Raw genomic sequence first — 19,461 nt, 5'->3', positions numbered from 1 at the left:
GGCCTGCCTCTCCCTTCTCCCCTTGTTGTGGGAGAAGGTGGATCGGCGCGCAGCGCCGAGACGGTTGAGGGGTGCGTGACAGATCTCCGTCCTTGCCAAGCTGGAACACCCCTCATCCGTCGCCTTCGGCGACACCTTCTCCCACAAGGGGAGAAGGAAGAAGCGTCTGGGCGATCATCGATTCGACGGCAAGCGCGTTGCCCAGCGCATGGCCGGCGGCCGTGTTGTCGAAGATGCCCCAGACCTCGGCACCGGAGGCCGCCGCCGCCTCCATTTGCCGGCCAAATCTGGCGAGGCTATCGGCATCGTAGTCGGAGTAATAGGCGCGCGGCGCGCCGTGCCAGCGGAAATAGGCGAGGCCGGGCCAGCCTGCCGGCGCCGCAGCAGATGGCACCGGAGCGGGGTCGGCGGCGACATGCGCGATCCGGCGATCGGCCAGAAGCGCTTCAGCGTCGGCTTCGAACCAGCTGGGATGGCGCGGTTCGCAAACCAGCCTTGCTTGGGTTCGCTTGCCGACCATGTCGAAGAAACCGCTCGCGACATCCGGCTCGAAGGATAGGCTCGGAGGCAGCTGCACCAGAAGCACGCTCAGCTTTGCGCCGAGACCTTCGGCCTGCAGGAGAAAGCTCTCAAGGAGGTCGTCGCAGCCGGCGAGGCGGTGCTCATGGGTGATGGCCTTCGGCAGCTTGACGGCGAAGCGGAAGTGCTCCGGCACGGCGCGTGCCCAGCGCTCATAGGTCTCGCGGCGGTGCGGCTTGTAGAAGGATGTGTCGATCTCGACGATCGGAAAGTGCCTGGAATAGCGTTCGAGATGCGATCCGGGTTGCGGGAAGTCTTGGCTGTATCGTGTCGGAACGCCCCAACCGGCCGTGCCTATGAAACATGCCTGTTTTCCCATGCATGGGATGTGGGCCGGATGAGGTGTGGGTCAAGGCGGAGAGAGGCTGCGCAAAGCAACGGCCCGCCGCTCAGGCCGCGGCCAGTCTTCCAGCCTCGACATGTGCCTGCAGCCAGGCAAGCACCCGCGCCCAGCCCTCTGCATGTTCCGCCGCCGCTTCGTGCAGCCCGGCAAAACCGCCATGGCAGATGGTAAGGCGCGTGCCCCTGGCAGTCGGCTGCAGCAGCCAGGCTACCGTGGTTTGCCGCCGGCCAAGCGTGGGATGGTCCCATGCATAGGCCCGCGTCTGCACGATCCGGCGCGGCACCTCGATCTCGAGGAATTCGCCGCTGGCCGGCAGGTCCGTGCCGTCGGCCGTTCGGACAATAGCGGTCCAATGGCCGCCGACTCGCAGGTCGGCCGACCAGTCGACCATCCGTTCGGTGTCGGCCGACCCCCACCATTGCCCGATTTCCTCGCCGACCAGTGCCTCGAAGATGCGTTCCGGAGGCGCTTCGATCTCGGCCGATGCCATGACGGTGTCGCCATTGGTCATGCTCCGTACCCTGGGAGCGTGGATCATGGATGCCTCCACATCAAATTTGTTTCGTTGACGAAACGAGCCTTTAGCCCTTTGATGGCGGACGCTCGAAGCCCTTGCCGGTCTCAAGCAGGCTCTTCAGGCTGGCCAGCACCAGCGGCCAGCCCTTGGCGACGTTGCCGATCAGCCTGTGCGGCCCGTCCGCTTCATGGGTTACGGCAAGCTTCATCAGCTCGCCGTCCGGCTCGATGGTGAAGGTGCAGCGCGTGTAGCCGTCTTCCCTGAGCTCGGGCATCCATTCATTGCGCCATTTGATGACCAGGCGCCGCGGCGGATCGATCTCGAGGATCTCGCCGCTGTCGGCGACCCGCCCGTCGGGGAAGATCAGCTTCCAGCTGGAGCCCACCTTCCATTCGCTCTCCTGATAGGAGCAGAGGAAGAACTGCCGGTTGAACTCCGGGTCGGTCAACGCTTCCCAGAGCTTTTCGGCCGTGGTGCGAATATAGGTCACATAAACGAAGCTGTTGCTCATCAGTCTTCCCTTTCGAGGCGTTTCTTCAGGTCGCTGAGGGCGGTCAGCCGCCCCCGCTCGAATTTGCCAATCCAGCGGTCGGCGATCTCGTTGATCGGAACCGGATTGAGGTAGTGCTCCTTCTCTCGACCCCGGCGGATGGTGGTGACGAGGTTTGCTTCCTCCAGGATCGCCAGGTGCTTGGTCACCGCCTGGCGGGTCATGGCCATCTCGGCGCACAGCGCATTCAGCGTCTGCCCATTCCTGGCATGGAGGCTGTCCAGCAATTGCCGGCGTGTCGGGTCCGCCAGGGCGCGAAAGACTGCATCCATGCTCATTGCTCTAATATGCAACCATTTGGTTGCATGTCAAGCGGCAAGATCGCACGCCGTTGGCGACCGGATAGATCGCGGCAGATAAAGAATCAGCGCTTGCGGGAGATCCAGAAGGCGTCCGGCATGCGCTTCATGCCGATGCGTTCGTAGAAGCCGACGGCATCGGGCATCGAAATCAGGCTGATGGCGACCGACGGTCCGAGCTGCCGGGCCACCTCGTCCATCAGCCCCTTGCCGATGCCAAGTCCCTGCGCCTTGGCCGAGACGGCGAGGTCGGAGATGTAGCAGACCCAGGAAAAGTCGGTCAGGCAGCGGGCAACGCCAATCAGCGGCTTGCCTTCCATGTCGAGACGGGCGGTCACGATCAGGTCGGCGCCCTCCAGCATCGCCTTCAGTCTGGCCTCGTCATCGACGGGCCTGACTTCGCCGAGGCCGGATTCGGCCAGCACGCGGCGGAACTGCGCGGTATCGAGCGATGCCTCGCGGGCGTAGAGGACGTGGGAATTTTCTGCCATCACAGCCAGAGTGCACCATCGGGCGGTGAATTCGAAGCCGTTTCGTCGGCACCCTGGCGCCGGCGCGCACGAACAGCTGCCTTTTATTTGCCCGCGGCTTTGTGTAAACCGGGCTCCAGAAAATCCCCCGCAACGAAAACACGGGCCAAAGCCATGGAAAAATTCACCAAGCTCACCGGCGTCGCCGCCCCCATGCCGATCGTCAATGTCGACACCGACATGATCATCCCGAAGGATTATCTCAAGACGATCAAGCGCACGGGGCTTGGCACCGGCCTGTTTGCCGAGATGCGCTACAAGGACGACGGTTCGGAAAATCCGGACTTCGTGCTCAACAAGCCGGCCTACCGCAAGGCGCAGATCCTGGTCGCCGGCGACAATTTCGGCTGCGGCTCGAGCAGGGAGCACGCGCCATGGGCGCTGCTCGATTTCGGGATACGCTGCGTCATCTCGACCTCGTTCGCCGACATCTTCTACAACAACTGCTTCAAGAACGGCGTGCTGCCGATCACCGTCAGCCCCGAGGACCTGGAGAAGCTCATGGACGACGCCTCGCGCGGCTCCAACGCAACTCTGTCGGTCGATCTCGAAGCCAAGGAAATCCGTGGCCCGGACGGCGGCGTCGTGACCTTCGATCTCGACGACTTCAAGCGGCATTGCATGCTCAACGGGCTCGACGACATCGGCCTGACCATGGAAAAGGCCGGCGCCATCGCCTCGTTCGAGAAGAAGAACGCCGAACTGCGCCCCTGGGCCTGAGCGGCCGATAGGCCCGGCCTTTCGGGCCGGGACGCGACTGAGGGAGGGACAGTCATGAGACACCAGCTTCTGGCCGGCGCCTGCGGGGTGGCCTTGTTGTTGGCACCCACCGCGTTTGCGCAAACCCAGACCCAGACGCCCGCCGCGGAGCAGGCGCCGGCGGCCGAAAAGCCAGCCACCGACCAGGACACGGGAACGAACGCTGCCGACGCTTCCGAGGACGACAAGCAGGCGCCGATCCCGTTCGAAGGCGGCCAACTCACCATCACGCAGCCGGAGCAGGACGGCGAGAAGGTGCTGTCCTATGACGGCAAACAGCTGGCCAGCAACTATGACGTCTTTTTCGACAAGATCGTCAAGATCGGCGACGTCAATGTGGCGCTGGTCGATGTCGGCGATGGCGGCAACCAGTGCGGCCCGGCCAAGGTGATCGTCTGGAAGCCGGAGGGTGGCACCATCCAGAGCATCACGGTCGAGCAGGACGAGTGCGGCGCGCCGCCCTCGGCGGTGTCCGACAACGCCATCTATTTCGTGCCGTATCTTTTGCCCGGCGATGAAAAGCCGGCTTTGCAATGGTCGCCAGCGAGCGGACTGACCATTTCGGGCAATCTGGCCTACATGCCGGAGCCCGGCACGGACTGGAAGGATATCGACCCGTCGAAATACGACAACATCATCGACGCCTTCCACAATGAGGCCGTCTACAAGGAAGCCCAGAAACTGCTCGGCAAGGACATGCCCGACATGGCGACCAGCCTGCTGGTCGGCGGCGGCACGGAAAAGACCGCGTCCGGCGCCTTCTACGCCAGCGGCTGCGTACCGCATGATTGCGGCGGCAATGACGGCTTCATGGCGGTTGACCCGGCCAAGCACCAGCTCTACTTCGCCCGTCGCGGCGACAATGGCCAACCGAACGCCTGGCCGCCGGTGGCGACATGGCCGGCCGATGTGAAGAAAGCGCTGGACAAGGCGCTGGGGTCGGCGAACTAACCGGGGCATTTCCGGCGAAAACACGGCGCACTCCAGTCTCTGTCCCTTTGTTTCTACGCAGCAGGCGAATCAGACGCCAAGCCGATCAAGCAGGTCAAATTCGCACCACATGCGGCCACCGCGGATGCCGACGCGCGGGACCGCGGTTTATACGCCGTTCTTTCCTTTGAGCGCCGCCGGTCGCCGGCACGGAGATCAAGGATGGCCTTCTGCCCAACCAGACTCAACGGCGATATTCGCTGGGACAAATGGAACCAGATCGGCCGCGCGGCGTCATAGAAGCAGCTTCGCGCGGCAGTGCCTGGAGTAACATTGATGGTCAGACTCGTTCTTCTGGCGCTTGTTTTGTTCGCCTTCGCGGCTGGCGCCACAGAGGCGGCAAAGCTGGACGCAGCCACCGTCAACAATGCTCAATTCGGCGACGCCGCAACGAAGGGCGTCGACGCGACCGTGCTGAAGGCACAGATCCTTTTGGATCGCGCGCGGTTCTCGCCGGGCCTCATTGACGGCCACCAGGCGGAGAACTTCACCAAGGCGGTGCGGGCATTTCAGGCGGCCAACGCTCTGCCCGCCGATGGCAAGCTCAACCGGGAGACCTGGGACAAGCTGGTCGCAACCTCACAAGGCGCGGTTCTTGTGAACTACGAGCTGACGCGCAAGGACGTGCGTGGACCGTTCACCAAGCGCATTCCGGCCAGCATGGAGAGAATGGCTCACCTGCGCAGCCTCGGCTATCGCAGTTCGCTGGAACGGATCGCAGAGCGCTTCCACATCAGCGAACAATTGCTGCGAAGGCTCAACCCGGGCATCAGCTTCAGGACGACGGGCGCAAAGTTGCTGGTGCCGGCTATCGCCCGAGGCGATCCGTCCTCAGCCGTTGCCAGCGTCGAAGTCGACAAGGCTGCGCGCGAAGTTCGCGTTCTCGACAATTCCGGCAAAGTGGTTGCGGTCTACCCCGCCTCGATTGGAAGCGAAGAGAAGCCGGCGCCGAGCGGCGAGGCACAAGTCACGCGCGTGGTCCACAATCCCACCTATCATTATGATCCCCACTTCGCCTTCAAGGGGGTAAGAACCAAAAGGCCCTTCACCATCGCTGCCGGACCTAACAATCCTGTCGGATCGGTCTGGATCGATCTGTCCATTGAAAGTTACGGGATTCACGGCACGCCCGAACCAGGCAAGATCGGGAAGACCTTTTCGCATGGTTGCATCAGGTTGACCAATTGGGATGCCGAAGATCTCGCCCTTGAGGTGCACAAAGGCACAAGGGTTGTCTTCACCGGAGAAACGGCTGAATCGGCCAAGGACCAACCCGGCTGACGCATGGCGGGCAATGCAGACCCCTGAACCGGTGCCGCAGAGCACCTCACGGTAGCCGGCGCACGAGGTCTTCAACGTCAAAATCCATAGCGGCGTGTACCGCTCGGAGCCGGCCATGGGCCAGCCGGAACTGCTTGCAATCCCGATCGGACAAGCTTTAATTTGCTCCCAGGCTCAGCGCCTCTTGCGGTCTGCCTCGGCACGCTTGTGATTGCCTTTTGCCTCCCAGGAACGGCGCCGGAAAGTGTAGGCATCGGCATAGTTGGGGTAGAGCTTGATGGCGTGAGTGAAATTGGCGATCGCGCCGTCATGATCGCCCGCGCGCGCCTGCACCAGACCTCTGCCGAAGTAGCCGCCCGGACTGTTCCGATCGATCTGGATCGCCATGTCGAAATCCGTCAGGGCGCGCTTCGCATCGCCCTTGGCCATCCAGACGATACCGCGATCGACACGCATTTTGGCGACGCCCGGACTAAGGCCGATGGCTTCGTCATAGTCTGCTATGGCGCCGTCGTAATCGCCTATGGTCATCCGGCTGATCCCCCGAGCGTGGAAATGCAGGGGGTAGGTGGGATCGAACTCGATCGCCTTGCTGAAATCGTCGATGGCACGTTTGTGGTCGTTCTTGGCGGTCCAGGCAAAGCCACGGGCGGAATAATAGCTGCCGTTCTTTGGCTCGAGCGCAATCGCGCTGCCGTAGTCCGTTATGGCGCGATCGTAATTGCCCTTCTGCCCCCAGGCGAGACCGCGATATAAGAAAGCCTCGGCATCGTTGGAATCGAGCGCCAACGCCTGATCGAATTTGGCGATCGCAAGGTCGTATCGACCCTTGTTGTAGAGGGCTATGCCACTCTTCTTGATGTCGCGCGTCGTTGCCGCCGCGCCCCCTGTCGTTGGCGCCTGCTTGTTTGCCGCTCTCGCCATGGCCGCATCGTCGCGCTCCTTGCTGGCATTGGCGTGGTTTGGATCAAGGCGTAAAGCCTCATCCAGGTCGGCGATGGCGCGGTCGTATCGCTGCTCCCTGTTCCAGCAGAATCCGCGATTGAACCATGCTTCGGCATCCGTTGGCCGCAGTCGGATCACCTCCGTCGAATCGGCGATGATGCCATCGCAATCGTGTTTCACGGCGCGGGCCCGGCTGCGCAGCACATAAGCGTCGGCATTGGCCGGCTGCAACGAAATGATGGTGCTCAGATCGGCGATGGCGCGGTCGATCTTGCCTCTCTGCAGCCAGATGGCGGAACGGTAGAAATAGGCGTCGGTCGACTTTGGATCGAGCTTTGTCGCCTTGTCGTAGTCGGCCATGGCCCGGTCGGGGTCGCCTTTCAAAGCATAGGTGAAGCCGCGCAAGGTGTGGGCGCCGGCATTGGATGGGTCGGCGGCGACCGCTATGTCGTACTGCTCGATCGCCCGGTCGAACTGATTTTGGGCGCGCCAGATCGTTCCCTGCTCGATAGCGTCCTCGACGATCTTGGTTCGCGCCTGGCCGGCGGGCTTGGTTGCCGCGGCCTTGGCTTTCGCCGCTGGCTCCCGGCCGGCGTTGGCCGCCGCCTTGCGGGCGATGGCATAGTCGGGATTGCCGGGGTCGAGCTGCAGTGCCTCGTCGAAGTCGACGACGGCGCCGGCATAGTCCTTCCGGTCGGCCCGCGCCATGCCGCGCGCATAATAGCTGGCGTCATCCTTCGCATCGATCCCGATCGCGACGGAATAGGCGGCGATCGCACGCCCGGCGTCGCCCTTGGCGTGCCAGGCCACGCCCTTGCAGTAGAAGGCGTCGCGCGCCTTCGGGTCGAGGTCGGCGGCGCGGCCGCAGTCGGCAAGCGCACCATCGGCATCACCCGAGGTGGCCTTGGCCAGACCCCGGTGCGAAAGCGCCGCGCCAAAGTCGGGACTGGTCCGTATGGCCTTGTCGTAGTCCGCGATCGCCTTGCCGTAATCGCGTTTGGCGGCCCAGGCCCGGCCGCGGCCGAAATGGGCAAAGCGGTTTTCGGGATCGAGCTCGATCGCCTTGTCGTAGGCGCCGATCGCCTGGTCATACTTGCCCATGTCGAGAAAGGCGTCGCCACCAAGGACGGCCTCCAGGGCGCGCGGATCCTTTGCGGCCAGCGCCCTCTCTGTCAGCGCCTTGCCTTGCGCGGCCGTCATCTCCGGAATGGCCGATGGCGGCTTCTCGGGCTCCGCCGCTGGTGCGTCCGTCGGTGGCGCCAATTCGACGCTGTCGCCCGTGACCTGCTTGTCGCAGATTCCAGCCCGCCGCGGATCGAGTTCGACGGCGCGCCGGCAATCCGCCGCGGCGCCGGCCTTGTCGCCACTCAGCGCCCTAGCGCGGCCGCGTACGAGATAGGCCTCGGCATTGTTAGGGTCGAGGCTGATCGCCTTGGAAAGATCGAGAAGCGCGCCACCGACGCTATAATCCGCCAGCCGCGCCTCAGCGCGTTCGACCAGGACTTTTGCGGCGGCCGGGTCCCTCACATTCCCGGCTGCCGACTGGTCCGGTGCGCCGGGCGCATGCTCGTTGCACGAGCCCGCGCGCCCGGGGTCCAGCTCAACGGCGCGTCGGCAATCATTGGCGGCAGCGGCGTAGTTGCCCTGCGATGCCTCGGCGAGCGACCGATCGTAAAAGGCCTCGGCATTGTAGGGATCGAGCTGAATGGCAGAGCTGAAACTTTCGATTGCGCCGGCGACGTAGCCCTGCACCTGCTGCTCCAATCCCCGCTTCAGTTCCCAGGCAACGCGCTCGGAATGGTCCTCTTTCCTGGGGTAGAGTTGAAGCGGCTCGTATACGCGCGGCGCGGCAGGCTCTTCGGCTGCTTCATAAGCCGGACTGGGCGCGGGGTCGGGGGGCCGTCGGGTGGCTTGGAGGCTCAGCCTTTCCTCGGCGTATTTAGGGTTGGCCGGATCGAGCGCGATGGCCTTGTCCAGATCGGCGATGGCCTTGTCGGGATCGATCGTCTTCCAGACCAATGCCCGGATAAAGTAAGACCCTGGATCGGTCGGCTTCAAGGAGATGGCTTTGTCGAGATCGGCAAATGCTTCTTTTGCCTTGCCGATCCGGGCCATCGTCATGCCGCGTACCCGGTAAGCCTGGGCGTCGGCCGGGTCGAGGCGGATCGCTTCATCCAGATCGGCGAGAGTCCGGGCATAGTCGCCCTTCAAGCCCCAGCTCTTGGCGCGGTTAAAGCGGAAAGCGGAATTTGCCGGGTCCAGCCGGATCGCCTCGTCGAACGAAGCAATGGCGCGGGTGTGGTCGCCCTTGTCCTGCCAGGCAATGCCGCGCACGCCGTAACCCCTTGCGTTGGCGGGGTCGATCTCGATCGCTTCGTCGCAGTCGACGATGGCGCGGTCGTGCTCGCCTTTCCTGCTGAAAGCCTTGGCGCGATTGACATAGAGGCCGGCGTCGCCCGGCGTTAGCGCGATCGCTCGGGTACAGGCAGCGATCCGCTGGTCGGGGTCGACCTTGCCACGGCTGAAACAGGTTGCATGGTCGGCGCCGGCCGCGAACGCCGGCGTGGCGAGACCGATAATGGCTCCCATCCCAGCCAACGACAGCCAGACGCGCAAAGAACCAACGAATGCGCGCGCAAGCGCGTCGGTGCCGCCTGACATGGCTCTGATCCTCCCCCCGGAGCTGCCGCGACGGGTCTCGCGGCTGTTTCATATTAGTTCTGTTTTTGTTCCGGAATGCAAGCAGAAATTGCAATGGCGGCATACTTCACGGATTCCCGTCCTCGCGGAGGCCAACAGGGCGCGGAGGCGGACAGGGCGGGCACGTCGACGCCACAGATTCTGCACTGCCGATCCATTCGTATTGGCCCATGGCAGGGTCGGCGTTTTCGCCACAGAATGGTTGCAATCATGGCGAGGCTCCTCATGCGCAAACTCATCTCCACCGGCTCACCCTTCGAAAAGACCGCCGGCTATTCGCGTGCCGTGGTGCAGGGCGACTGGTGCTTCGTGTCCGGGACGACCGGCTATGATTATGCGACCATGACGATGCCGGAGACGGTCGAGGCGCAGACGCGCAACTGCCTGGCGACGATCGGCAAGGCGCTCGGGGATGGCGGCTTCGAAATGGCGGATGTGGTGCGGGCGCATTACTACATCACCGATCAGGCCTTCGTGGATGTCGTCTTCCCGATACTCGGCGAGACGTTCGGCGACATCAGGCCGGCGGCGACGATGATCGTGTGCCAGCTGAACAAACCGGAAATGAAGATCGAGATCGAGGTGACGGCGCTGCGGCGTACCGCCTGAGAGACCAAGGCGATGAAGGTCCGGCGCATCGTGGCCAATATCGAGACACGGGACGCGGCGGCGGCCAGCCGTTTCTACCACGATGTGCTCGGCCTCGATCTGCTCATGGACCAGGGCTGGATCGCAACCTACGGCTCCGGGGAGACGATGCAGGTGCAGGTCAGCTTCATGGCGCAAGGCGGGTCCGGCACGCCGGTGCCGGACCTGTCGATCGAAGTCGACGATGTCGATGCGGCGCTCGAAGCGATGCAGGCCGCCGGTTTCGCCATCGAATATGGGCCTGCCGACGAACCCTGGGGCGTGCGGCGCTTCTATGTGCGCGATCCCCTTGGCCGGCTGGTCAACATTCTCTCGCACCGGTGATGGCATCTTCCATGGGGCAGTAACTTGGGCATCCCGGCGGGGCAGCGCCCCCCTCTGCCCTGCCGGGCATCTCCCACGAGGGGGGAGATCGGCAGCTTTGCTAACGGCGCTATCTGTAAACGCCTGACATTTGCGAAGGCCGATATGATAGCCAATGTCCCCCCTCGTGGGGGAGATGTCCGGCAGGACAGAGGGGGGCGCGAAGGATCGCCGACGATGCCCTTGTTCGCATCGCGGCGTTCTCCCTCCCCGATACGGCTTGCGCTGCAACCACTTGGCGTTTAGCAAGGCCGCGGTTCAAATCTTTCTGGGACGGTTTTCTCCATGGCAACGAAGCATCTTTTCCTGCTCCCCGGCGACGGCATCGGCCCCGAGGCCATGGCCGAGGTCAAGAAGCTGATCGCGGCGATGAACGAAAAGCTCGGCAGCGGCTTCGTCACCGAAGAGGGCCTTGTCGGCGGCTGTGCCTACGATGCGCATGGCGCGGCGATCTCCGATGCCGACATGGAAAAGGCGATGGCGGCGGACGCGGTGCTGTTCGGCGCCGTCGGCGGGCCGAAGTGGGATGCGGTGCCTTACGAGGTGCGCCCCGAGGCCGGACTCTTGCGCCTGCGCAAGGACATGGAGCTGTTCGCCAATCTCAGGCCCGCAATCTGCTATCCGGCGCTGGCGGCATCTTCCTCGTTGAAGCAGGAAGTGGTCGAAGGCCTCGACATCCTCATCGTGCGCGAGCTGACCGGCGGCGTCTATTTCGGCGAGCCCAAGCAGATCATCGATCTCGGCAACGGCCAGAAGCGCGGCATCGACACGCAGGTCTACGACACGTTCGAGATCGAGCGCATTTCGGGCGTCGCCTTCGAGCTGGCGCGGACCCGCAAGAACCACGTCACCTCAATGGAAAAGCGCAACGTCATGAAGTCTGGCGTGCTGTGGAACGAAGTCGTCACCCAGACCCACAAGGCGCGCTATTCCGACGTCAAGCTCGACCATATGCTGGCGGACGCCGGCGGCATGCAGCTGGTGCGCTGGCCAAAGCAGTTCGACGTCATCGTCACCGACAATCTGTTCGGCGACATGCTGTCCGACATCGCCGCCATGCTGACCGGCTCGATCGGCATGCTGCCGTCGGCCTCGCTCGGCGCGCCCGACGTGAAGACCAAGAAGCGCAAGGCGCTCTACGAGCCGGTGCACGGCTCGGCGCCCGACATTGCCGGCAAGGGCATCGCCAACCCGATCGCCATGATCGCCTCCTTCGCCATGTGCCTGCGCTATTCCTTCGGCATGGTCGATGAAGCCGACAAGCTCGAAGCTTCAATCGCCGCCGTGCTCGACCAGGGCCTGCGCACCAAGGATATCTTCTCCCCCGGCATGACCGAGGTTGGCACTGTTGCCATGGGTGACGCGATCATCGCCAAATTCCTGGCGTAACGCTCGTTCGGCCTCAGCGGATCTCGCCGGCAAGCTGACGCAGCAGGCCGACGAGCCTCGCCTCGTCCACCGGTTCGAAGAAGGCCGCGTCGGCGGCCTCGACGGCGACAATGGCGCGCTGCGCCGCCGCCGCCCCGGCTGATGTGACGCGGATCACCTTGGCCCGGGAATCCCGGGGATCAGCCTCGCGTGCGATCAATCCCTTGGCTTCCAGCCGGGCGACGACATCCGAGGTCATCTTCACCTCAGTGCCGGCCTGGGCGGCGAGCTGCACCTGGTTGGGCGGCTCGCCATCGCGGCCGAGCCACATCGCCGATGCGAGCAGCACGAACTGGACATGCGTCAGGTCGAGCGGCGCCAGCGCCGCCGTCATGACGCGCTGCCAGCGCATGGTGGTTCGCCAGAGCAACAAGCCGGGGCTCTCCGAAGGTCCGCTGAAGCGGGTGTTCAAATCCTGACCGTCAGCCATTCTTCGCCAACGCCTCCGCTTGCTCGAACAGCTTGGCCATCGAGACGTCGAAATCGCCGCTGATCTGCGGCCCGAGTTCCGGGCCGACCTCGGCGGCCGAAGGGCCCGAGATATCGAGCCGGTGCGTCACCTGCGTGCCGCCTTCGACCGGCACCAGCGTGTGCCGGAACAGCAGCGTCGTGTCGCCGAACGAGGTTTCGTCGGCATAGGTCACGTTGTCGACGAGATCGACGATGACCGATTCGAATGTGTCCTGACCGACCGGTGTCACCGAGACGCGGGTGCCCTTGGCGAACGGCCCGTGCAGCACGAAGGTGTCGGAGCCCTCATAGGTCAGGCGGCCTTCATGCAATGCCTTGAGCGCGTTCCAGATGGCTTGCGCCGGAAGCGGGGAAGTCGCGGTGTATTCATTGGTCCACATCGTCTTGCTCCATCCGTCTTGCGTGATCGATCCTTCGATCCGTGCACAGACTATCTGTGCACAGATTAAAATGCAAGAGAAATCTTCAGCCATGATGACCTCTGGCCCCACGGTGGGATCCTGGGAATGACTTAATCCTTCGCAATATGCGTGCTGGGCTAGACTCTGACACCAGCCGGCACCGGACCCCACTGGTTTTCCCGCTCCTGCGTCGGGATCAGCGCGAAGACCAGGATGATCAGGCTGCCGATGCTCGGAATGAGGATCAGCAGATAGAGCCAGCCCGACAGGCCGATGTCGTGCAGCCGGCGTACGGTCATGCCGAGGCCGGGCAGGAATGTCGCCAGCAGGAAGGTGCCGCACAAGCCAACGGTGACCGCCGCCGAGACGTCGGTGTCGAAATTGCCCATCTCGATATCGGTGAAGATGCCGATGCGAAGATGATCAGCAGGCAGACCATCCAGAACAGGCAGTAGCCCCAATATTCCTTGCGGCGGGCGCGGCCGGCGAAGTTGAAGTAGTTCTGCGTCAGACCACGCCAGAAATAGCTCCAGAGATCACTGGGTTCGGTTGGCTCGGACATCCGGCCGAAATGCTGCGCGTGCGATGCGGCAGCCGCAGGCGCGGGACCAGTTTGAGCCGGTGCGGGACTTGCGCCGGCGTCGGCGGCCGGGCTGGCCGCCCGGGCGGAGATCGAAAAAACGTCACGCGCCTGGCCGCCGCTGGCCTGGAATTCGACCAGCGTGCCGGTGGGCATCGTGGTTTGCCGGCGAAGGTTCTCCCGGGTGAAAGTGTAGCGGTTGCCATCGGCTCCGGTGATGAAACCGAAGCCCTGGACCTCGTCGTAGTGAAGCACTTCGCCGCGCATGACCCACCCGCTTGTCGCCGCGTCCCAGTGAAGGTGTGGCACAGGGCTGAGCCTGGGGGCAAGCCGTGTTCCCAGGCTACCGCTTCCCCGGCAAATGAAGCATAAGACATCGAGTGCAACCGTTTCGCCAAAGCAGACAATGACAGTCGAACGTTCCGATGCCGGCGCTGTGATCGAGGACGGTAAGACCGCGACGCCTTCGACATCGGCCTCCCCCACATTGGCCATCGACGCCACCGGGCTGATGTTGTGGCCGGCCGGCAAGGGCCTGGCGGGCATTCCGCGCGTGGAGAGCTTTCTCGTCAACGCGGCGCTGGCGGATCCCGATCCTTGCGTGGAGGTGGTGGCGTTCAGGCCGAACGAGGGCAAGTTTCGGCCGCTTGCCCCCTATGAACTGGATCACGTCGCGACGGGCCGGATTTCACCGCACCGCGCCAAACGGTGGCCGGGAAGTCGCACGGCCCTGTCGCAGGCTTTGGCTGCGGTGAGGCAACAGCCATGGAACAAGCGCGAGACGGACCGCCATCTTGCCAAGACGGTGACAAGCGGCCGCAAAGGGGCTGCCTACCAGGCGACGCAGCTGCTGATCCGCGCCTATCGCCTGTACCAGCGGGCACGGATCCGGCTGCGCGTGGAGCCCGATGCGCCGGGCCGGAGCACCGAGCTGGAGCCGGGCTTGGTGCTGATCAGCCATCATGTCCTGACCCAGCAAGACCGCTCCGCGGTTTCAAGCGCCGCCGGCAAGCTTGCCTTGCTTTGCCATGATCTCATCCCGGCGCTGCGCCCGGACCTGGTCGGTTCGGGCATCGGCGAAACCCGTTTCGGCTCTTATCTCGAACAGCTGGTGCGCAGCGGCGCGCCGGCGTTCTGCGCTTCCGACGAGGTTGGCGCGACGCTGACCGATCACATGCGCAAGGCCGGCGTCTCCGCGCCTGTGGTGTACCGCTTTCCGATGCCTTCGATCCTGCACGAAACCGCTTCGCGCATGGGCGCGACCTCGCGCATCGAGACCGGCGAACCGTTCGTCATCTATTGTTCGACCATCGAGGTGCGCAAGAACCACATATTGCTGGCGCGGATCTGGCAGCAGGCGCTGGAAGAAGGCGTAAAACTGCCGCGGCTTGTCTGCGCCGGGCGCTGGGGCTGGATGATCGAGCCGCTGCGCGCCTATCTCGCGGCGCATCCCGAGCTGCTCCAGTCGGTCACGTTCACCGGGCTGGTCAGCGACGAGGAGCTCATCGGCTATTATCGCAGCGCCGCTTTCGGCGTCTTTCCCTCGCATATAGAGGGCTGGGGCTACGGCGCTTCGGAATGTCTCGATTTCGGCGTTCCGGTCATCGTCTCGACCGCGCCGTCACTGATCGAGGCGACCGGCGGAATGATGCCGGCGATCGACCCCGACGACCAGGCCGGCTGGTACGCTGCGATCCGCAAAATGGCGGAAGACCATGCCTGGCGATCCGCACTGGCGGGGCGCATCGCCCAAAACCACCGGCCGACGCCGGCATCGGCAAGCTGGGCCGCCATCAAGGCCGGCCTGAAGGAGAGCGCGGCCCGCCAGCATTCCGAGACTGCCGCACCCTGACGCGAAATCAGCGGCCCCGCCATCGCGTCGGTCTTACGACGGTCGCTTCTTCGTCTTCTTGTGCTTCGGCGCGCCGGTATTTTCGAATTTCGGCTTGTTGGGTTTTTTCGCCCACGGCTTTGCCTCATGCGCGGCGGCCGGGCGCTGGTCGACCGAGGCCGGAGCACGCTTGTCGAATTTGCGCTTCGGCGCGTTCGGATCGAACGGCGCCTTGCCGCGATGCGGCTTCTTGTCCGGGCTCGGCGGCTGATAGCCGGCCCGCGACAGGTCCGGCGTGCCGTCCAGCCGCTTCACCAGGATGGTGCCCTGCAATTTGCGGTCGGGGCCGATTGCCGCCACGAACCGGTCCGCCCAGTCGGCGGCGATCTGCACGAACGTCTCTTCCGGCTGCATCTTGATGGCGCCGATCTCGCGCTTCGAGATGCTGCCCGCACGGCACAGCATCGGGATCAGCCAGCGCGGCTCGGCATTCTGCCGGCGCCCCACCGAGAGCGAGAACCAGACGCTGGCGCCGAAATCGTCCCGGCGGCTGGGCGCCTCGTCGCGGTGCGCGAACTTCTCGCCCGCCAGTCTTTCGCGCGAAGGTGTGAACGGCGCGACGTCCATGAGGTCCTCGGGCGCCGAGCGGCTGGAGCGGCACTGGCGCACGAAGGCGGCCGCGACCTGTTCGGCGCCGTGCCTGGCGAGCAGCGCGTCGATGAATGCACGCTCGTCATCCTTCACCGGTTCGTCGAAAGCCGGATCGGCAAGGATGCGCTCGTCGTCGCGCCGCATCACGTCGTCGGCCGAGGGCGGGCTCGCCCATGTCGCCGTCAGCTTGGCGCTTTGCAGCAGCCGCTCGGTGCGCCTGCGGGCGCTGCCCGGCACAATCAGTGCGCTGACGCCCTTGCGCCCGGCACGCCCGGTGCGGCCGCTGCGGTGCAGGAGCGTTTCCGGATTGGTCGGCAGGTCGGCGTGAATCACCAGCTCGAGGTTGGGCAGGTCGATGCCGCGCGCCGCGACATCAGTGGCGATGCAGACTTTGGCGCGGCCGTCGCGCATCGCCTGCAGCGCGTGGCTGCGTTCGTTCTGGCTGAGCTCGCCCGAAAGCGCCACGACCGAAAAATTGCGGTTGTTGAAGCGCGCGGTCAGATGGTTGACGGCGGCGCGGGTGTTGCAGAACACCAGCGCGTTCTTGGCCTCGTAGAAGCGCAGAACGTTGATGATGGCGTTCTCGCGGTCGGCCTGGGCGACATTCAGCGCCCGGTACTCGATGTCGAGATGCTGCTTTTCCTCGCCGGCGGCCGAGATGCGTACGGCATCGCGCTGATAGCCCTGGGCGAGCGTGGCGATGGAGCGCGGCACGGTGGCCGAGAACATCAGCGTGCGACGGTCGGCCGGCGCGGCGTCGAGGATGAATTCGAGGTCTTCGCGAAAGCCAAGATCGAGCATCTCGTCGGCCTCGTCGAGAACCACGGCCTTGAGCGTCGACATGTCGAGCGAATTGCGGGTGATGTGGTCGCGCAGCCTGCCGGGCGTACCGACGACGATATGGGCGCCGCGCTCCAGCGCGCGCCGTTCGGTGCGCATGTCCATGCCGCCGACGCAGGACGCCACCGTGGCGCCGGTCGGCTCGTAGAGCCATTCGAGCTCGCGCGTCACCTGCAGCGCCAGCTCGCGCGTCGGCGCCACCGCCAATGCCAGCGGCGCCGCGGCCGGGCCGAACCGTTCCGCGCCGTCGAGCAGCGTCGGCGCCATGGCAAGGCCGAAGGCCACGGTCTTGCCCGAGCCGGTCTGGGCCGACACCAGCGCGTCGGCCTGGCCGAGTTCCAGTACCGCCTTCTGCACCGGCGTCAGGTCGGAATAGCCGCGTTTTTCCAGCGCTTGGGCCAGCGCGGGAACAATACCATCGAAGTTGGACATCTCGTTCTTTCGGAATTCAGGGTTCTGCGCTCATCATGGAGCACATGACGGGGCTGGCGCCGCGCCAGCCGAACAATCTTGGCCGTTCGTACTTCCTGCCGCCCTTCTTGTACAGGGTGCTGCGTAGCACGGCGATTGGCGAAACCGCTGGCGGGAGCGCCCCTCTCCCCGTCACTATACGGGGAGAGGGTGCCGGCAGGCAGGTGAGGGGCGGCGCGAATGCTGATAGGTAAGGCGAGGAGGCTCACTCCGGACGAGCTATCTGCCAACGTCAGCGCCGCCCCTCATCCTCCCTTCGGGCACCTTCTCCCCGTATAGTGACGGGGAGAAGGAAGGGCGCGCCAATTGACTCTTTATCGAAACCGCGTAAAAGCCCGCTTCGAACGGGATCGTTTTTCGATGCGCGGCCTTTTGATGGCTCATCTTGCATTCGATGCCCCCAGCCTCAATGTGAACCATTGGGCCGGGCGTGTCGGCGCGTCCGCTCGTTCCAGCAAAACCATGGCCAAAAAAACCACCACCAAAACGGTGTGATTCCCTTGGCCTAACCACCCTCTCCCGGGTCCGGCCCGGGGGACGGAACCCGCACTTGGCCGGCGGGTTTTCTCCAAAAACCAAGCGGAGAGGGACAGGAGATTTCTATGAGTTTCAAGGTTGCAGTCGTCGGCGCCACGGGCAATGTGGGCCGGGAAATGCTCAACATACTGGAAGAGCGCGGCTTTCCGGTCAGCGAAGTCGTGGCGCTGGCCTCGCGGCGAAGCATGGGCACGGAAGTGTCGTTCGGTGACCGCACGCTGAAGGTCAGGCCGCTCGACCAGTATGATTTTTCCGACACGGACATCTGTATCATGTCGGCCGGCGGCAACGTCTCCAAGGAATGGTCGCCGAAGATCGGCAAGCAGGGCTGCGTCGTCATCGATAATTCGTCGGCCTTCCGCTACGACCAGGACGTGCCGCTGATCGTGCCGGAAGTGAATCCGGACGCGATCTCGCTGTTCACGCGCAAGAACATCATCGCCAACCCGAACTGCTCGACGGCGCAGCTAGTCGTGGCGCTGAAGCCGCTGCATGACGCCGCCACCATCAAGCGCGTCGTCGTCGCCACCTACCAGTCGGTGTCGGGCGCCGGCAAGGAAGGCATGGACGAACTGTTCACGCAGACACGCGCGGTGTTCGTCGCCGACCAGGTCGACGTCAAGAAGTTCACCAAGCGCATCGCCTTCAACGTCATTCCGCATATCGACGTCTTCCTCGACGACGGTTCCACCAAGGAAGAATGGAAGATGGTCGCCGAGACCAAGAAGATGCTCGACCCCAAGATCAAGCTGACGGCGACCTGCGTGCGCGTGCCGGTGTTCATCGGCCATTCGGAAGCGGTCAACATCGAGTTCGAAAAGCCGATCACCGCCGACGAGGCGCGCGACATCCTGCGCGAGGCGCCGGGCTGCCAGGTCTTGGACAAGCGCGAGGACGGCGGCTACATCACGCCGCTGGAATCGGCCGGCGAGGACGCCACCTTCATCTCGCGCATCCGCGAGGATTCGACCATCGACAACGGCCTGTCGATGTGGATCGTCTCCGACAATCTGCGCAAAGGCGCGGCCCTGAACGCGGTGCAGATCGCCGAGCTGCTGGTCGAGCGCGGCCTGATCCAGCCGAAGAAGAAGGCGGCATAATTTTTCGCTCACGGGCCGCACCGCCGCTGCCGCGGCTGGCCCTCCGCGGGGGCGCCGGACGACCGCTGCCCGCGGTCGCGGGCTCGGCCTTCGGCCGTTAGCTCCCTTCTCCCCGTCACTATACGGGGAGAAGGTGCCCAGGCGGATGAGGGGCGGCGCCGGCCGCGAAATCCGCTTTCGTCGCGGGGCTTGGTATGATTAATAGCGCCAAAATTGCTCTGCGCCCGGCCGTCGCTTCCGATGCAGCCGCCATCGCCAGAATATTTCGGGCGGCGCTCAACTCCTTCGATTGGATGCCGGTCATTCACACCCCGGCCGAGGACCTCGCCTTCATCCGCGATATCGTGTTGCCCAACCAGCAGGTCACGGTCGCTGAGGACGGCGCCGACATTGTCGGCTTCATCGCCGTCATCGGCGATTGGGTGGAACAGCTCTATCTCGACCCGGCATCGACCGGGCAAGGCATCGGCAGCCGGCTGCTGATGGACGCGACCGCCGCGCTGCCTCAAGTCAAACTCCATTGCTTCCAGGCCAATACCGGCGCCCGGCGGTTCTATGAGCGCCATGGGTTCCAGGCGGAGGCGTTCGGCGACGGCACGACCAACGAGGAAGGGCTGCCGGACATTCTTTATGTCCGCAGGCGCTGA

The 19,461-nt window shown here is 64.3% G+C and carries 19 protein-coding genes and 1 pseudogene; 10 read left to right on the top strand and 10 right to left on the bottom strand.

Annotated features, from left to right (window positions below):
* Positions 1-112 precede the first annotated feature (112 nt).
* From EN851_RS21725 to EN851_RS21705, 5 genes are all read right to left on the bottom strand, one after another.
* Positions 113-898, bottom strand: a complete 786-nt coding sequence (locus EN851_RS21725) for a DUF72 domain-containing protein (protein ID WP_135930021.1) — start codon at positions 896-898, stop codon at positions 113-115.
* A 70-nt stretch (positions 899-968) separates the two neighbouring features.
* On the bottom strand, positions 969-1,460 hold the full coding sequence (locus EN851_RS21720) for an SRPBCC domain-containing protein (RefSeq protein ID WP_135930020.1): 492 nt from the start codon (positions 1,458-1,460) through the stop codon (positions 969-971).
* A 43-nt stretch (positions 1,461-1,503) separates the two neighbouring features.
* Positions 1,504-1,950 carry an SRPBCC family protein gene (locus EN851_RS21715; protein ID WP_135930019.1) on the bottom strand — a complete coding sequence of 149 codons (447 nt, stop codon included), beginning with the start codon at positions 1,948-1,950 and terminating at the stop codon, positions 1,504-1,506.
* A complete protein-coding gene (locus EN851_RS21710; protein ID WP_135930018.1) occupies positions 1,950-2,267 on the bottom strand; it encodes a metalloregulator ArsR/SmtB family transcription factor in 318 nt (105 codons plus the stop codon). The genes EN851_RS21715 and EN851_RS21710 overlap by 1 nt, the downstream gene beginning before the upstream one ends.
* Positions 2,268-2,353: 86 nt before the next feature.
* Complete coding sequence (locus EN851_RS21705; protein WP_127276565.1) at positions 2,354-2,779, bottom strand: GNAT family N-acetyltransferase; 426 nt, start codon at positions 2,777-2,779, stop codon at positions 2,354-2,356.
* 153 nt (positions 2,780-2,932) lie between these two features.
* Here EN851_RS21705 and leuD point away from each other — a divergent pair, with 153 nt between their 5' ends.
* The 3 genes from leuD (at position 2,933) to EN851_RS21690 (ending at position 5,848) form a co-directional block, all read left to right on the top strand.
* Positions 2,933-3,538 carry a 3-isopropylmalate dehydratase small subunit gene (gene leuD, locus EN851_RS21700; protein WP_127276567.1) on the top strand — a complete coding sequence of 202 codons (606 nt, stop codon included), beginning with the start codon at positions 2,933-2,935 and terminating at the stop codon, positions 3,536-3,538.
* Positions 3,539-3,592: 54 nt separating this feature from the next.
* The gene (locus EN851_RS21695) at positions 3,593-4,528 is read left to right on the top strand and encodes a hypothetical protein (RefSeq protein ID WP_135930017.1); all 936 of its coding nucleotides are present in this window, start codon (positions 3,593-3,595) and stop codon (positions 4,526-4,528) included.
* Between the two features lie 315 nt (positions 4,529-4,843).
* Positions 4,844-5,848: a L,D-transpeptidase gene (locus EN851_RS21690; protein ID WP_135930016.1), complete on the top strand. Its 1,005-nt coding sequence runs from the start codon at positions 4,844-4,846 to the stop codon at positions 5,846-5,848.
* A gap of 174 nt (positions 5,849-6,022) precedes the next feature.
* On the opposite strand, the gene EN851_RS21685 is transcribed toward EN851_RS21690, so the two are convergent.
* Positions 6,023-9,454: a tetratricopeptide repeat protein gene (locus tag EN851_RS21685; protein ID WP_135930015.1), complete on the bottom strand. Its 3,432-nt coding sequence runs from the start codon at positions 9,452-9,454 to the stop codon at positions 6,023-6,025.
* A 264-nt stretch (positions 9,455-9,718) separates the two neighbouring features.
* Here EN851_RS21685 and EN851_RS21680 point away from each other — a divergent pair, with 264 nt between their 5' ends.
* The 3 genes from EN851_RS21680 to leuB all read left to right on the top strand — a co-directional run bounded on the left by EN851_RS21680 (position 9,719) and on the right by leuB (position 11,893).
* Entirely contained in the window at positions 9,719-10,102 is a 384-nt protein-coding gene (locus tag EN851_RS21680) for a RidA family protein (RefSeq protein ID WP_127276581.1), read from the top strand.
* Positions 10,103-10,114: 12 nt separating this feature from the next.
* Positions 10,115-10,465 carry a VOC family protein gene (locus EN851_RS21675; protein WP_127276575.1) on the top strand — a complete coding sequence of 117 codons (351 nt, stop codon included), beginning with the start codon at positions 10,115-10,117 and terminating at the stop codon, positions 10,463-10,465.
* 324 nt (positions 10,466-10,789) lie between these two features.
* Positions 10,790-11,893 carry a 3-isopropylmalate dehydrogenase gene (gene leuB, locus EN851_RS21670; RefSeq protein ID WP_135930014.1) on the top strand — a complete coding sequence of 368 codons (1,104 nt, stop codon included), beginning with the start codon at positions 10,790-10,792 and terminating at the stop codon, positions 11,891-11,893.
* A 13-nt stretch (positions 11,894-11,906) separates the two neighbouring features.
* Here the strand turns inward: leuB and EN851_RS21665 are convergent, their stop codons facing one another.
* The 3 genes and pseudogenes from EN851_RS21665 to EN851_RS21655 form a co-directional block, all read right to left on the bottom strand.
* On the bottom strand, positions 11,907-12,362 hold the full coding sequence (locus EN851_RS21665; RefSeq protein ID WP_135863487.1) for a MarR family winged helix-turn-helix transcriptional regulator: 456 nt from the start codon (positions 12,360-12,362) through the stop codon (positions 11,907-11,909).
* The gene (locus tag EN851_RS21660) at positions 12,355-12,783 is read right to left on the bottom strand and encodes a polyketide cyclase (RefSeq protein ID WP_135883758.1); all 429 of its coding nucleotides are present in this window, start codon (positions 12,781-12,783) and stop codon (positions 12,355-12,357) included. The genes EN851_RS21665 and EN851_RS21660 overlap by 8 nt, the downstream gene beginning before the upstream one ends.
* Before the next feature lie 158 nt (positions 12,784-12,941).
* Positions 12,942-13,651 (bottom strand): annotated as a pseudogene (locus tag EN851_RS21655) (DUF805 domain-containing protein).
* A 139-nt stretch (positions 13,652-13,790) separates the two neighbouring features.
* Between EN851_RS21655 and EN851_RS21650 the strand changes: the two are divergent.
* On the top strand, positions 13,791-15,236 hold the full coding sequence (locus EN851_RS21650; RefSeq protein ID WP_135930013.1) for a glycosyltransferase: 1,446 nt from the start codon (positions 13,791-13,793) through the stop codon (positions 15,234-15,236).
* Between the two features lie 33 nt (positions 15,237-15,269).
* On the opposite strand, the gene EN851_RS21645 is transcribed toward EN851_RS21650, so the two are convergent.
* Positions 15,270-17,138 (bottom strand): DEAD/DEAH box helicase, encoded by a 1,869-nt coding sequence (locus EN851_RS21645; RefSeq protein ID WP_127872776.1) that lies wholly within the window; start codon positions 17,136-17,138, stop codon positions 15,270-15,272.
* 345 nt (positions 17,139-17,483) lie between these two features.
* Between EN851_RS21645 and EN851_RS21635 the strand changes: the two genes are divergently transcribed.
* The 3 genes from EN851_RS21635 (at position 17,484) to EN851_RS21625 (ending at position 19,461) form a co-directional block, all read left to right on the top strand.
* Positions 17,484-17,672 (top strand): hypothetical protein, encoded by a 189-nt coding sequence (locus EN851_RS21635; RefSeq protein ID WP_135863479.1) that lies wholly within the window; start codon positions 17,484-17,486, stop codon positions 17,670-17,672.
* Positions 17,673-17,779: 107 nt separating this feature from the next.
* Positions 17,780-18,814, top strand: coding sequence for an aspartate-semialdehyde dehydrogenase (locus EN851_RS21630; protein ID WP_127279020.1), 1,035 nt, complete (start codon positions 17,780-17,782; stop codon positions 18,812-18,814).
* A 194-nt stretch (positions 18,815-19,008) separates the two neighbouring features.
* Positions 19,009-19,461, top strand: a complete 453-nt coding sequence (locus EN851_RS21625) for a GNAT family N-acetyltransferase (RefSeq protein ID WP_135930012.1) — start codon at positions 19,009-19,011, stop codon at positions 19,459-19,461.

This window comes from Mesorhizobium sp. M8A.F.Ca.ET.208.01.1.1 (genome assembly GCF_004791315.1).
Taxonomy (GTDB): Bacteria; Pseudomonadota; Alphaproteobacteria; order Rhizobiales; family Rhizobiaceae; genus Mesorhizobium.
This window is presented reverse-complemented; position numbering and strand designations above follow the sequence as displayed.